Annotated in this window: 11 protein-coding genes; all 11 read right to left on the bottom strand. The window is 46.9% G+C overall.

What is annotated here, in order from left to right; genetic code table 11:
* Positions 1–12 precede the first annotated feature (12 nt).
* The 11 genes from FU659_RS36830 to FU659_RS04870 all read right to left on the bottom strand — a co-directional run bounded on the left by FU659_RS36830 (position 13) and on the right by FU659_RS04870 (position 14,217).
* Complete coding sequence (locus FU659_RS36830; protein WP_261807617.1) at positions 13–636, bottom strand: type 2 periplasmic-binding domain-containing protein; 624 nt, start codon at positions 634–636, stop codon at positions 13–15.
* Positions 633–1,595, bottom strand: coding sequence for an extracellular solute-binding protein (locus tag FU659_RS36825; protein ID WP_261807616.1), 963 nt, complete (start codon positions 1,593–1,595; stop codon positions 633–635). Before FU659_RS36825 ends, FU659_RS36830 begins: the two co-directional genes overlap by 4 nt.
* 72 nt (positions 1,596–1,667) lie before the next feature.
* On the bottom strand, positions 1,668–2,537 hold the full coding sequence (locus FU659_RS04910; protein WP_147946520.1) for a carbohydrate ABC transporter permease: 870 nt from the start codon (positions 2,535–2,537) through the stop codon (positions 1,668–1,670).
* A gap of 13 nt (positions 2,538–2,550) precedes the next feature.
* Complete coding sequence (locus tag FU659_RS04905; protein ID WP_147946519.1) at positions 2,551–3,498, bottom strand: ABC transporter permease; 948 nt, start codon at positions 3,496–3,498, stop codon at positions 2,551–2,553.
* Positions 3,499–3,681: 183 nt separating this feature from the next.
* Complete coding sequence (locus FU659_RS04900) at positions 3,682–4,599, bottom strand: dihydrodipicolinate synthase family protein (protein ID WP_147946518.1); 918 nt, start codon at positions 4,597–4,599, stop codon at positions 3,682–3,684.
* A gap of 20 nt (positions 4,600–4,619) precedes the next feature.
* The gene (locus FU659_RS04895; RefSeq protein ID WP_147946517.1) at positions 4,620–6,683 is read right to left on the bottom strand and encodes a hypothetical protein; all 2,064 of its coding nucleotides are present in this window, start codon (positions 6,681–6,683) and stop codon (positions 4,620–4,622) included.
* Positions 6,684–6,742: 59 nt separating this feature from the next.
* Positions 6,743–7,960, bottom strand: a complete 1,218-nt coding sequence (locus FU659_RS04890; protein ID WP_147946516.1) for a WD40/YVTN/BNR-like repeat-containing protein — start codon at positions 7,958–7,960, stop codon at positions 6,743–6,745.
* 49 nt (positions 7,961–8,009) lie between these two features.
* The gene (locus FU659_RS04885) at positions 8,010–8,912 is read right to left on the bottom strand and encodes a carbohydrate ABC transporter permease (protein WP_261807615.1); all 903 of its coding nucleotides are present in this window, start codon (positions 8,910–8,912) and stop codon (positions 8,010–8,012) included.
* Positions 8,913–8,926: 14 nt separating this feature from the next.
* The gene (locus FU659_RS04880; RefSeq protein WP_147946515.1) at positions 8,927–9,886 is read right to left on the bottom strand and encodes an ABC transporter permease; all 960 of its coding nucleotides are present in this window, start codon (positions 9,884–9,886) and stop codon (positions 8,927–8,929) included.
* Positions 9,887–9,952: 66 nt separating this feature from the next.
* Positions 9,953–11,668, bottom strand: a complete 1,716-nt coding sequence (locus FU659_RS04875; protein WP_187273903.1) for a type 2 periplasmic-binding domain-containing protein — start codon at positions 11,666–11,668, stop codon at positions 9,953–9,955.
* A 278-nt stretch (positions 11,669–11,946) separates the two neighbouring features.
* The gene (locus tag FU659_RS04870; RefSeq protein WP_147946513.1) at positions 11,947–14,217 is read right to left on the bottom strand and encodes a helix-turn-helix domain-containing protein; all 2,271 of its coding nucleotides are present in this window, start codon (positions 14,215–14,217) and stop codon (positions 11,947–11,949) included.
* Positions 14,218–14,362 lie beyond the last annotated feature (145 nt).

Here is a 14,362-nt window from a genome sequence, read left to right as displayed (position 1 = left end):
TCTCTTCGTCTATTACTTGATTAGGCCTGCTTCTTTAAATTGTTTAACTGCTGTATCCTTATATTTCTGCATGTCAAACTTGGTATCCAACGTTTTAAGGAAATTATCCCAGTTGGAAAGAGGGTCTTTGCCCGTCATAAATTTGACCAAGCTTTCATTAATGAAACGTTGGCGGTCAGCTGCCAATGTATCGCTCGGGTCTGTAGTCAATAAATTCCCAGGCAAAGTAGGCGCCACATATTTCTGGTTGTCATTAAAAGCTTCTGCCGTCTTTGGATTCTGGAAGCTGAAATACTCGGCATCATCGCCACGACGCGCCATTTTATAATGTTCGACCCACTGGTACTTTTCTCTCATATCCTTCGATAACTCGGGGGTTTTGTTTTTGACCTTGCCGTCCACCAGATCCCAATGAATCCCTTTAAGTCCGTATGCGAAATACGGGTATGCTTCTTTGTCCGTAAAGAGATATTCCAGCATAGACAAGATCCGAATGATTTTGTCCTTGTCCGCTTTCTTGGAAATGGCCCATGAATTGACTTGGAACGATTTTCTCTCCAATATTTGATCGCCGTAAGGCCCTTTCATTGGAGGAATGACGATCCATTCCGGTACCTCTCCGCCGATTTCTTTCATTTTCTGTTGGGCATCCGGTTCCAGCTACGGGCATCTCTGATCATGAAGCCGACTTTACCCTTATATAACTTTTGATCCAACAAATCGGGCGTATTCATCGTCACCCAGTCTGGGTCCACAACTTTGGCTGTCATCATTTTATTGATATAAGCCAACGCCTCCTTCATTTTGGGATCGGTAAACAGGAACACTGGTTTATTGTCTTTCACTTCAATAGCTGCAGGTGGATTGACACCAAACATATTCATTAAATAATCGAACCCGTAGGTTTGCAAAGTGCCCTCTTTATTCATACCGCCAATGAAGCCATACGTATCGTTCTTGCCGTTGCCGTCCGGGTCTTTCTCCGTAAAGGCTTTCATCACTTCGAACAGCTCGTCAGGGTTTGTCGGCACTTTCATATTCAACTTTTTCAGCCAATCATTTCGGAGGAAAAGGCTTCTTACACCATTTACATTATCATAACCTGGAACTCCTATTGTTTTTCCTTGATAGGTCATCGCATCCCAGGAGTCTTTACCGAAACGCTTTTTCAATTCGGGAAATTGATCCAGATACGGCGTCAAGTCTGCAAGAACGCCTTGGTCATAATATTGCGCGAGATCAGCCCTGCTCTTCAAGAAGATCATATCTGGAATATCTCCACCTGCAATGAGCGTATTCAATTTGGTCGTTGCTTGCCCCCCTTGGGGAATCATCATATCCAGTTCGATATTTACCGCCTTCTCTAACATTTGGCGTTGGACATCTTCTTCACGAGGAGGAATCGGAGCAGCAGCGTTGAAAGTACCTTGGTTAAACATCGTGATTTTCATTTTGTTCGCAAACTTGTTAGCCTCGGATTTAGGGCTGCTTGAAGCTGCCGGCTTCACTTCATCTTGGTTCCCACATGCCGACAATAGCGTTCCCAGGCCTACCATTGCTGTCAGAATAGTTAATGAAATCTTTTTACGTTGCATATTGACCTCTCCTTTTGCTTGTTTATATATTATCACGGTTTTCCCGTAACAACCTAGGTAGGAATTGCCTTATTAACCTTTAATTGATCCCATGAGCATACCTTTTGTAAAATGCTTTTGCATAAATGGGTAAACGATCAAAATCGGAACCGTAGTCACGACTACAGCAGCCATTTGCACAGCGAACTTACTAACCATTCCGGTACTGGCAATCGAATCAGCGCTTTGCGTCGCGGCGTTAAGCAGAATGTTGCGCAAGACCACTTGAAGCGGCATTAAGTTCGAATCATTCAAGTAAACAACTGCATCGAAATAACTGTTCCAATGCCCCACTGCGTAAAATAGGGAAATCGTGGCAAGGACGGGCATGGACAGGGGCAAAATGATCCGCCATAACGACTGAAGCTCACTTGCACCGTCTACTCTCGCCGATTCCTCGATTTCAGCAGGCAATTGCTCGAAAAAGCCTTTAATGATCACCAGATTAAATGCACTAATGAGATGCGGAATAATCAATACCCACGGACTGTTTAGCAATCCCAGAGAGCGGATTAACAAATACGACGGAATTAATCCTCCGCTAAACATCATGGTAAAAACAATGAATAGTAAAAATGATTTGCGTCCCGGCAAATATTTTTTGGATAACGGATAAGCCGCTATTATTGTAAAAAACACATTTAGCGCTGTGCCTACAATCGTTCGAAACAACGTAATTTTATACGCCTGCCCAATACCATGAGAAACGAATACTTCTTTATAGGCTCTAAAAGTAAAGGATTCTGGTATAATTACAATTCCTTTTCTTAACACTTCCGATTCTGGCGTCACGGAAACAGCAACTACATATAGAAAGGGAAGTAAGCAAATTAGGGCTAGCAAAATAAGAATCATATAAACGACTGCTTGCCATACTTTTTCCCCGATTGTCAAGTTGATCATTTTGAAAACCACCTCACCAAATTTGCCCATCGAATTTCTTGGCTAGCTTGTTCGCAGCCAAAACTAACACAAATCCGATGACAGCTTTAAACAATCCCACAGCAGTAGCCAAACCAATCTTAAGACGCTCCAACCCTTCACGGTATACCCATGTGTCGATAATGTCGATCTTCTCCTGGTTAAAGCTGTTGGCAAACATGAATATTTGGTCAAATCCAGCATCCAGAATATGGCTTAATTTAAGAATCAGCATTAGAATAATGACTCCACGAATGCCGGGTAATGTGACATGCCATAGCTGTCTCCCCTTGGAAGCGCCATCAATCCGAGCCGCTTCGTATAAGCTTGGATCGATTCCTGCTAATGCGGCAAGGTACAATATCGCTCCCCATCCAATATCCTTCCAAATTTCAGATAAGATGATCAGCAGTCTGCCCCAGGCGGGTTCCGTTAGAAAGGAGATCGGCTGAACACCATTTTCCTTCAAAATCATATTAAAAAGGCCATCTCCTGGGGCTAATAAGGCCACCATCAGTCCATAAACAATGACCCATGACAGAAAATGGGGCAAATAAGTGATCGTTTGTACGATTTTCTTAAACCATTGGGTATACACTTCATTGAGAAGCAAAGCTAGTACGATGGGAGCGGAGAAACCGAATAATAACTTATACAGCGATATGATAATCGTATTTCTCATGATGTCCCAGAAATAAACGCCGTTAATAAAATCTTTAAAATTTTTCAATCCCACCCACGGGCTGTCCCATAGTCCCAAAGCCAGGTTGTAGTTTTTAAAAGCAATAATGATTCCCGCCATAGGAATGTATTTGAATACGGCAAAGTAAACTAATGCTGGGAATAAAAGAGCATACATCACTTTATATTTTCGTATCGTTCTAATCAAAGATTTCCACTTTTGGAGGAGGGGAATGGCTTCCGCTGCCAATTTCATTTGCATATCATCACCTCATCATTTATTTATTTTTATAATAGCATGTCAATTTTGGTTTGTTTTCTGTAATTTTAAGAATTTCTTATAAGATCTTAAGTAAGAAAAAACCTGAGGCTGCGCCTCAGGTCCTTTGGTGTATTGCATACTTTTGGTGCATGAAGAGAGGCTGGGATGAGGTTTCTAACCCGATCATAATGACCATTGCTCCCTGAGCAAGCTGCAAAGCAAATTCAAGTTTTCCACTTCCAGCCTTTCTACGGCAGTTAAGGAACTATATTCCTGACAGCGGCTAACCAGAGAAATAGGCATCCCCATTCGCTGCAAATGGTATTTCGCGTTAACAGGGTACTGCTGTAATCCGATCAATGCGGCCGTACTAAGAAAAGATTGAACCCATTCCGCCTTCTGCGGCTCGCGCCTCCAGTTTTTTGTTAGCCACACATAGAGATCAGGATGAAAATTACCCATTATGCCGCTGAACCCCGCAACCCCCATTTTCAAAGATTCAAGCAAAGTGGCGGAATTAGCGTTATATATTTTTAACTGACTGCCTTGAACCACTTCCATCTTCGCACGGATATCGGTTAGGCTGCAGGAGGTATCTTTCAGGAAATAGAAACGGTTCGTCGAAGCGCACCAACTCAAAACCTCCGGGTTTAACAACCGCTTGTATGGGTATGGACATTCGTATAGTCCGAAACGAATATTAGGCAGCCTTTCCAACAGCATTTGTGCATGACGAATCCAAACCGCATCCGGCTCTTCCGGTTTGGCAAGGCGGTTAGTCACCAAAACAAAAGAATCGATCCCCGTGGAGGCGATGCGCTCGATCTCATCGATTTGGCGTGTCAGATCATCCGAGATGTGACCTGAGGCAATGACGGGAATTTTCCCTTCAACCTTCTCCTTGACAAACCGGGCCATCTCAACTCGCTCCTCCAAACTGAGAAAAAACATTTCGCTTGATTGGCAAACTGTAAAAAGGCCGTCAACCCCATGGTCGAGATACCACGCAATCAATCGTTCGAGACCCGAATAATCGATTTTCCCGGACTCTGTGAAGGGGGTGATCATCGTAGGCCATACTCCGTCAACCATTTCTCTCATCTTCTTTTTCCTCCGTTGTTTCATGATGGGCGGAAACGGTTGTTAAACTGCTTGCGTCCCCACTCTACTGCCATTTTTATATTCCCGCTCCCGGCAGGCGTTGCCGTTTTGAAGGCGATTGTAATATTGTCCTTATCAGCTGTTATCGAAGAGATTCCAATGGAATTGGAGTCGGCGGATAACGCCGTTGCCGTATACCACTCAGGAGTGATGCCTAATAGGTGAGCCACTTGATAAGTCATATTACCGCCGTTTACCGTTACGATAGTCCGCTGCCCCGAAAATACAATCTCATCACCGATGTATGATGACTGAGATGGGTATGTTAAAGAGTCCCATACCTTTATCAAGGAAGCATCCGACTCTGGCGAATCTACCTTATCCCAATATTCGAACGTACCCTGCGGATATAGATCGTACGTGTACTCAAACACGCAATAATTCGTGTATTTCGGACGGCGGAAATATAGCCAGTATTTCCCGCTCGTATCTGCATAAATAGTAAATTTTGCATACAGATCACTGCTCCCGTTAAACCCGTCACCATCAACAGTAAGTATCGGCTTAAACCCACCAGCATCATTACCGCGAACTCCGAACGCAAATTCAGCGGATGCTGAACGGTAAGAAGCCTTGCCGTAATCCGTAACCATCCGGACTCGGCCGCTGAATAGTGATTTATCACTTCCAATACGGCACACCCGAAACCATTGCGCATAGTTCTGCACACCGGGCTTAGGCTCGCCGATATCCCGCAGCTTCTGGTATCTCAGATCGCGCCAAGTATTTTTCCAGTTCTCGGCTTTACTCAAATGCGAGGTTCTTACAGGTCCATCAAAATTAAATATTCCTGACGTTTCCGGATAATCGGATTGAATGAAATTGCCTGTGAATGTCGTCCCCTCTGGCGGCGTCTCGCAGCGGAACACGCCGCTTGAGTCTCGAATGGTGCCATTCTTGCCGAAACCAATGCCTATCGAGTTACCTGTTGACCAGATGTTTACTTCCAGAATCGCGTTATAGATTTCATGTGGCGCGTTGTTGTACGCATCGTCTCCAACCAGCATCCCGATCTGGCCGTCGCGAACATTAAGCGCAACGTTACGAAAAGTGGTATACCCAAACGAAGGCATATTGGCCGTTCCCGGTTGACGTTTGAACACGATATGACGCTTGCAGTTGCTGATCGAAACGTTTTCCAGCGTCGTTCCTTCGACCCAGAAGTTACGGGAGTGGAGTACCAAGCCAGCACCTGCCAAAAATCCAAACACGCTAATATTGCGAAGCTTGAACCCGTAGGTATCCGAGACCTCTACTGCGATTGAATTCAAATTATTTCCGCCATTAATCGACAAATCCGTGATCGCATGGTTAGTGCCAACAGCACCGCTCCATGTCGTCGAGCTTCTCCAATAACGAAACAGGTAGCCATCGCCATTCCATATTAGATTCGTTACTCCGACCCCTTCACCGGAAATAATTACATTTGGCGGTAAATCAATGTTGCCGCCCGATGCGGTAAAGTCGTATGAACCGGCGGGAATCAGGACTACACCACCCTCTACGGCTGCCAATCCCAGGACCGTCTTGATTGCGGCAGTCGAGTCGGAATGCCACAAAGCCGAGTCGATAACGCGCCAAACTGGTTTCGCACTGCCGACAAGCAATACGCCGCTGTTTTCAGCCAGCGCGTCCTCAAGTCCAGCCTGATATACCGCTACCCACGCCGTATCGCTAATGCCGCCATCAGCAGTTGGGCTATTTGCGGTAGTAGTGTGCGGTCGTGCTCCGGCCCACCGATATCCTGTCGTTATGCCGTCAGCTGATGTAAATTCCAGAACGTCCCACTCCTGATTAATCCGCACCTGAGGTCTGAAAGCGCCACAGATGCGAATCAAACCACCGAACTGAATGCTCCCCCGATCGTGATTGTTTCCATAGACGCTATCCTGAACGGAACCCTCGCTGGCATTTACTATTCCCCCCGAAGCGCCGTATATTAACGCTGCGGCCCCTGTCATACCCATCGAAGCAAGCAGCTCTCTGCGGGTTAGTATTTTGCGCGAATCCTTTTGATCGGTCATAAGACATTCCTCCTCGGAATTTTTCATTATTATCCGTTATCAAAATTCTCTCTCTCTTGTCAATAAACAAGCTCGCGAAACCGCTTAACGGTATGAAACGATATGAAATTGCCGTTGTGTGAACTGAAGGACCGCTCATCGCCCGATCGGCTCAAAATATGCAAGTCCTCGCCGTCGATCACCATGGAGGCATAGTGCCTCGATTGCTTCGCCGTTGCTCCTGCAGCTACCAAACCAGCAAAGCACCAATCGATGCAGTTTCTTGAAAAATGCAGCTGCAATCTTGTCCGCTCGTTGTTTGGCAAATTGTACCGGTCGGGCGGCAGTCTGTCCGCTTTCGTCATGCTATCCGTTGCCTGCGTACTTAGCAGCCAATACAATTGCGTACGTTCGTCGAACAGGATATGAAATTTCATTTGTCCGCCCGGGCAGGGCACGAAAACAACGTGCTTCCCCGATGGAACGGTTTCGAGCATGGTCGTCATCGCGCCGTTCTCGTCTTCCACTACTTTGGCGATGGCCGCATAACCGCTTCCCCCCGTATGAGCGCGCATCCACAAATGAAACGTTTTCCCCGCAGGGTCGTTCCACACATGGTCTTGGTCGACGAACTGCACCACGTTCGTTTCCAGCCAACCTGCCGGGGCGCAGCCCCTGTTCGGCGCAACATCGATGTATCGCTGCGGATTGCTATGGAAGAACGGAACGCCGAAATAGTCCAGCTTCTCCACAGGAACGGCATCGCAGAAGGCGAGCTCGGAGGCAAATGTCCAGTTTGCCGCAGCAGTCAGGTCGGAATCCGTCCTTCCGCGCATCAGGATTGGCGCCAATTCGCCTACGGGCCAGCTTTCGATGCTTCGGTATAGGCGCTTTTCCATAACCAGATACACCGATCCATTAGCGTAATGGACATTGCAAGGTGCCTGATGCCATTCCTCGCCTCTGGTCAGTCGAACCGGGTCCGTCCAGTTTTCTCCCTCGTCATCCGAACGCATGATCGTCAAATCGCCGTTATGGCCGATCACGTAAAGAACATGACCGACGACAAACGGTCTCGCGTGCACATACGGATAATCCGTCCGATGCGTCCACGTCAAGCCCTGGTCGTCCGAGGTAAACACTTTTCCGTGAGCCTGCCTCACTCCAGGTCCGCCAAGATCCAGCGTAGCCGCTAAACGGCCGGACGGAAGCAGAGCGAGACCGGGACTATAGCAGTAGATGCCGGACGGATCGGCAGATTCGTATACTTTGACAAACTCGTCGGCCAGTAATTTCATTTTTACACCTCTTCGTCATGTATAGGTTTCGTTCATTCAAATCCCGTTTTTACCCTTTCAGCGAACCGATCATAACTCCCTTGACAAAATACTTTTGCGCAAACGGGTATATGCATAGAACAGGCAAGCTGGAAATGATAATGATGCCGTATTTGACGGACTCGGCCAAAAACGTTTTTTGCGCCATATCCTGGTCCACAATCCCGAGATCAAGCTGCTGCATCATTTGCGTCTGGCTCGTCAGTATTTCCCTGAGCACCAATTGAAGCGGGATATAATTCCGGTCGTTCAAATAAATCAATGCGTTAAAAAACGAGTTCCACTGGCTGACCGCAGTAAACACGACCAGCACGGCAATGATCGCTTTGGAAAGCGGCAGGACGATTTTGGTAAAATAGCCGATATTGCCGCAGCCGTCCATCTTCGCCGCTTCAAACAGCTCCACGGGAATGGTAGATTGGAAAAACGTTCTCGTAATGATGATATTCCACATACTGACGCTTCCGAGAATGATGACGATGAGCGGATTATTGATCAGATTCAGATTTTTTACCAGCAAATAAGTCGGGATCAGCCCCCCGCTGATAAACATCGGGATAATAAACAGCGTAACAATAAAGCCTCTGCCAACCATGTCTCCCCGCGAAAAAGCATATGCCGTCATTAGTGTTAGACTGACGCTGAGCAGCGATCCGCCTATTGTGTAAAGCACCGTATTGCCGTATCCGATCCATAATTGCTTGTATGCGAAAATAAGTTTGTATCCATCCAAATTAATACCCTTGGGAAATATAAATACTCTGCCCGTTCCAACTGCGGAAGGGTCACTGAAGGAAGCAATCACGATAAAATACATCGGGTACAATACAATGATCAACATCAGAAGTAAATAAATGCCATTCAGCGTATCGTAAACCATATCGGATCGGCTTTTGCGCGTTATGCCTGTCACCCTGACCCCCACCTTTAGAAAATTCCGCTTTGTCCTAATTTTTTTGCCAGTTTATTGACCGATAACAACAGAAGCAAATTCACAACCGAATTAAATAGGCCGACCGCCGCTGAAAAGCTGTACTGAGACTGCAGCAGGCCCACCTTGTAGACATAAGTGGAAATCACTTCGGAGGCGCCCAAATTCAACGCATTTTGCATCAAAAACGCTTTTTCGAAGCCGACGCCCAACATCCCGCCGCAGTTCAAGATCAGCAGGGTAACGATCGTCGGCATGATCGAAGGCAGGTCGATGTAGAAGGCGCGCTGAAATTTATTCGCCCCGTCCACAATGGCCGCTTCATGCAGCGAAGTATCCACGCCCGACAATGCCGCCAAGTAGATGATGCTGCCCCAGCCCATGCCCTGCCAAACGCCGGACCATACATACAGGTGCCCGAAGAAGCCGGGATCGGAAAGGATCATCAACGGACCGCTCGTCAGGCCTATGAAATTCAGGAACTGGCTGACAATCCCTAAGCGTGGAGCTAGAAACACGTTAAGCATGCCGACCAATATGACCGTCGATATGAAATGGGGCGCATACGTTACCGTCTGCACGATGTTTTTTAACCGCTTGCTGTTCGCGCTATTCAGCGCCAAAGCAAGAATAATCGGAATCGGAAAACCTGCCAATAAGGAGTACAGGCTCAGTGATAGCGTATTTTTGATCAGTGTCCAAAACATATCCAGCTTGAAAAACCGTTCGAAATGATACAGGCCTACCCATTCGCTTCCCAATATGCCTTTAACCGGTTTAAAGTTTTCAAAGGCAATCAACACGCCGTATAAAGGCACATATTCGAATAAAAGGACATAGATCAGCGCAGGAAGGACCAGAACGTACAAACCGAGATTTTCTTTTACTTTGAGCAGTTTTCTGCAAAACAACCGCGTTGGGGCTTGCGCCCGGATCGCCGGATTCGAATCGATCATGTTGAATTCCTCCCGTACGTTCGATGGATGCGGAAACCGGGCTGCTGCCCGATTTCCCGATGTCGGTTACTTGCCCAGCTTGGCGGCTGCATCCAACTGTTTTTGATTTAGCTGCATGAACTCATCCAGGCCAAGACTCTGCAATTTTTTTACATAAGCATCCCATTCGGTATCTACATTGCCTTTGCCCGAAATCCAGTTTGCAATGGTCGTCTTGATATAATCGTTAATGGCCTTATCCAGATCCGCCATACGCAGTTTTTCTGTGTCTTTCAGCAATCCGGCAGGCACCGGCGGGTAATTCAGGTTTTTAGCCGGCAAATATTTTTTATAAATGTTGTCGTATGCCCATTCTCTTGTACCTTCCTTGTTGACATTGGCATTGACAATTTTATTTTTGAACATATTCTCGTCGAGCAGCGCAATGCCGTAATTGGCAAGCCCTTTATCGGCGTCCGCTTCGATTTTTTGATTCGTCAATTGATATTTGCCGTCGGCTCCTTTCGTCCATGCCACGCCTTCCTTGCCATAGTTCATCATCATGGACCAGTCCGGTTCCGCCAACATATCCGCTAACCTTGCAGACGCCACGGGGTATTTGTTGTTTTTGAAAATGACAAAGTTTCTCGGCCAAATGCTGCGGGTCTGGCGGCGAATGTTCGGCTGTTTGCCGTTGGGAGATTGGAGCGGTGCCATCGGGTACCACCATTTCCCATCCTTATAGCCTTCATTCTGATCGTTGTAAGAGGTCATCGAACCGATCATCGGCGGATTGGACGAAATGGCGGCCGTATATTTGCCCCAGTCATCTGTGAAGGCTTCCGGAACGATCAGCCCGTTCTTGTATAGATCGGCCAAATAGCGGATCGGCTCTTTCAAGTCCGGATTGGTCGCCTGGGATTTGAATTTGCCATCCTCGACAATAAAGTAACTGCCAGGGGCATAGACTCCAAACGAAGCGTACATATCGAACTGTCCGCCGATATTGCTGCCGTACTGAATATAGTAAGGGGTCGCGTTTTTAGGAATCGAGCCCTTGCCGGCGTTCTCTTTAAAAGCCGTCAGCACGTTTTTGAATTCTTCTGTCGTGGTTGGTATTTTCAGTCCAAGTTCATCCAGCCATTTCCGGTTAATAAACCACTGGTCCCGCAAGTTGTAGCTGTATTCGTCAATCAGCGCAAACGGAAAGCCGTACAATTTGCCGTCTGGCATCAAAGCTTGCTGCTTCAAATCCAGATTGGACTCGAAAAACTTGCCCCAATTTGGAGCATACTTCAAAAGGTCGTTAATGCTGACGATATCTTGCGCATCAACCGCATCGGAAATCGCCTGCGGCGCCGAGTCCATTCGCAGAATGATGTCCGGATAATCCCGGCTGCTAAACATCAGATTGACCTTCTCCACATCGCTGTACACTTTCAGATTGATTTTGATGTTGGTCTTTTCCTCAATTTTTTTCCAAATATCGTACTTCGTAAAATCTCCCATATGAGCGCCGTAAACGATGCCCACATTCAATGTGATCGGAGATGCCGCTATCGGATAGCCCGTCGCATTCGTCACGCCGCCATCAAGCAGCTGCGTTTCCTTGCCGCTGCCGTCGTTTGAGGCGGACCTCATCTCCCCGGCATTGCCGGCGTTATCTGAACACCCGATTAAAAAGCCGCCGAGCATTGCCGTGCAAACGATTCCTGAAACAATCCTGCCCATTTTCCCTCTCATTTGTGCTCCCCCCAAAATCATATTTTTGGCGTATTGCCACCGATATGTAACCGATTTCATTTTCAATTTGCGGATCGATCGCTTCTTCAGGCTAGCAGATGTGTCGCAGAAACGTAAATATGTCGTTAAATGACGGTATGCTTTTCTTCCACAGGCTGAATACCCAAGCACCGCAAGGCTTCCGCTTGCATGAGCGGCTTCCTTTGTAAGGACAGTATGCTTTTCTTCTAATCATGTGCATCACAACAAAACAACCGGCTTCCGATAATAACGCATCAACGATGCGTTGTTATCGAAAGCCGGCTGATCAATTCCGCTTTATTCTTCGGAAGAACCTATCATATACTTTTATACATAAGTTTGCGGAAAACGCCAGGCGTCGTGCCGACTTCCTTCTTAAACTTGCGCACGAAACTCGATACGTCGCAGTACCCGATCTCAGAAATGATCTCGATCAGCGGTTTCTCCGTTGAGCTAAGCAATTGCTTAGCTTTTTCAATACGCAGGTAATTCATGTAATCGGAAATGTTCTGGCCAAAATATTTCTTGAAATAGTAGCTCAAATTGGAAAGGGACATGTTAAAATGATCGGCCATGTTCTGGACCGTAAAGTTCGTGTCGTGGTAATTTTTTTCGATATAGGCGATCAGTTGCTGAAGCAGCTCCTGATCATGCTTCTCGCGATTATCCTTAATGTACTTGCAGATTGTCTGACAAACCTCGTTGATGCTCCGTCCGAGCTCCTTCACGGTTTCAAATTGAGCTAGCGAAATGACATCGATATATCCTTTGTCCAACCAGACAAACTTTTTATTGATCATCTGCATCGTTTTCAGCACCGTATTGATAATATCGAAACACAGACAACGGGCTTCGAACAAGGGCATGTCACACCGGGTAATTTTGTCCACTAGTTCCGTCACGGTCAATGAGATTTGCTCGGTGTTACCTTCAATGATGGACAATTCGAGCGTCCTCAGTTCTTCTACCGGGTATGGAAACTCCGCTTTGGTGCTGTTTTGGATTTCTTCGAAGTAAATGATTTGGTCCGTTCCTTTGATCAGCCGGTAATCGAGCGCCGTATACGCTTCGATGCAAGATTTGCCGATCTGTCCCGCTTCCGTACAGCCGTTGCCGACACCGACCGCAACATTGACGCGCAGCCGGCTCATCATGATCTGCTGCATTTGCGTTAACGTGTTGTGCATCGCCTGACGGTCCGATTCCTGGCCGTCAGACAAAATAAAAATTAGATGATTGTCGATGTTCATGCGGCCATAGCCTTCGATTTCGCCAGGAAGTACTCGTTCTAACAACTCGACGAGTTCGGGAAGCAAAGCAGCTGACTGCTTCTGCTGTCGATCCGAAAAGCCCGTGGAGAAGATGACGACGCGAAAATCTGGGTTGCTGAAGGAAATGCCGATATCTCTGCCCCTGTCGTTAAAGGTATCCACATGCGGGAAAGAACCTCGAATCAGGTTGTTCAACAGGAAGTCTTTGACCGCGCTGTGATTGCTTTTAACCTGATCGTTCAACAACTTGTTCGTATGATTGATCCGGTTAATGGTCATCCGTACCGCTTCGAACTCGTTGCCGGTTTCAGCTATGCTTCCGGTCTCCGATTCCGCAAACAAGCGCAGCTGGCGGATGGGACGATAATTCACACGCATATTGAACAAAATCAGCAAGCCAACGGCGAGCATGATGAGAAAGAGCGTCCACTGGAAGGCATTCTTGGCAGCGAATACCTGGCTCATCGCTTCTCCGACTGGCATCACCATTAAGTAGCTCCAGCCGGTTTCCGCGGACTGGATGTAAGAAACGAAATTGGACGAGGAGCCGACCTTCTTTACTGTCGAATGCTTAAGCTGATCCGGTTGAATAATAGCCATTAACTCCAACTCGTCGGGACGAGTGACCTCTTTATATGCGGCGACGGTCTTATGATCCGGATTTATCGCCATTATATTGCCTTTATCACTGCTCATAATCTGTTGAAATGCCCGCTCCTTGATGACAAACAACACCATGCGTTTGTCATAATTGGAACTGTTGGGTACAAGGTAGCTCACGACACGGCCTAATTCGCCTCCTCCAGCATCGCTCTCCGGTACCCAAACCGCATTGCCTTTTGTGTTCCGGGTCGCGGTTTGAAATTGTTCCTCCGAGATGGCTCCGTTATAAAACGTTTTCAAAAATTCTTTCATCGTATAAGTTCGCGTTGAGGAGACAAACCTATTCAATTGGTTGTAATATACGACGACATCGCCTACAAAGTTGCTGCCGGAAATATAACTCTTTAATTGATCGATGCCTCTGGATGTATGATACGGATCGTCGCCGATTTGCTGTGTAGTCAGGTCCGGATTGCTGTATATTTGGTAGGCAACCGTGTTCATGCCGGTAATATTCGTATCGACGGTTGTGACGACATGCTGGAGAATATTCACGTTGTTCTTGATCACTTCTTCTTTCAATAATTGGAAGAAATAATTGTAAACCAGCATGGTGATGATCGCGAGGGGAATGATCAGTACCAGCATATAGGAAAACAAATAGCGCAGAAACAGTCGGTTCGTTTGCAAAACGTTTCGTTTTGGCCAAAGCATCGCACTCCGCCTTTCGTGTAAGCCCTTACAGTGTAACGACCGATAAAGCCCCTTCCGCCGAGGCCCCTTCCCCGATGCATTCACAGTTGCGCTTTCATGCCGTATTCGTAATTAATATAACGCATCCTTCTGCAATTGTACATTC

It is taken from the genome of Paenibacillus sp. N3.4 (assembly GCF_008017805.1).
GTDB lineage: Bacteria > Bacillota > Bacilli > Paenibacillales > NBRC-103111 > Paenibacillus_E.
Note: the sequence above shows the minus strand (reverse complement) of the source record. Positions and strands in the feature narration are given on the sequence as shown.

Bases quoted from the DNA above. Each gene is read 5' to 3' on its own strand.
- FU659_RS36830 (WP_261807617.1), bottom strand. From the start codon at position 636: ATGAAAGAAATCGGCGGAGAGGTACCGGAATGGATCGTCATTCCTCCA.
- FU659_RS36825 (WP_261807616.1), bottom strand. From the start codon at position 1,595: ATGCAACGTAAAAAGATTTCATTAACTATTCTGACAGCAATGGTAGGC.
- FU659_RS04910 (WP_147946520.1), bottom strand. From the start codon at position 2,537: ATGATCAACTTGACAATCGGGGAAAAAGTATGGCAAGCAGTCGTTTAT.
- FU659_RS04905 (WP_147946519.1), bottom strand. From the start codon at position 3,498: ATGCAAATGAAATTGGCAGCGGAAGCCATTCCCCTCCTCCAAAAGTGG.
- FU659_RS04900 (WP_147946518.1), bottom strand. From the start codon at position 4,599: ATGAGAGAAATGGTTGACGGAGTATGGCCTACGATGATCACCCCCTTC.
- FU659_RS04895 (WP_147946517.1), bottom strand. From the start codon at position 6,683: ATGACCGATCAAAAGGATTCGCGCAAAATACTAACCCGCAGAGAGCTG.
- FU659_RS04890 (WP_147946516.1), bottom strand. From the start codon at position 7,960: ATGAAATTACTGGCCGACGAGTTTGTCAAAGTATACGAATCTGCCGAT.
- FU659_RS04880 (WP_147946515.1), bottom strand. From the start codon at position 9,886: ATGATCGATTCGAATCCGGCGATCCGGGCGCAAGCCCCAACGCGGTTG.
- FU659_RS04875 (WP_187273903.1), bottom strand. From the start codon at position 11,668: ATGAAATCGGTTACATATCGGTGGCAATACGCCAAAAATATGATTTTG.
- FU659_RS04870 (WP_147946513.1), bottom strand. From the start codon at position 14,217: ATGCTTTGGCCAAAACGAAACGTTTTGCAAACGAACCGACTGTTTCTG.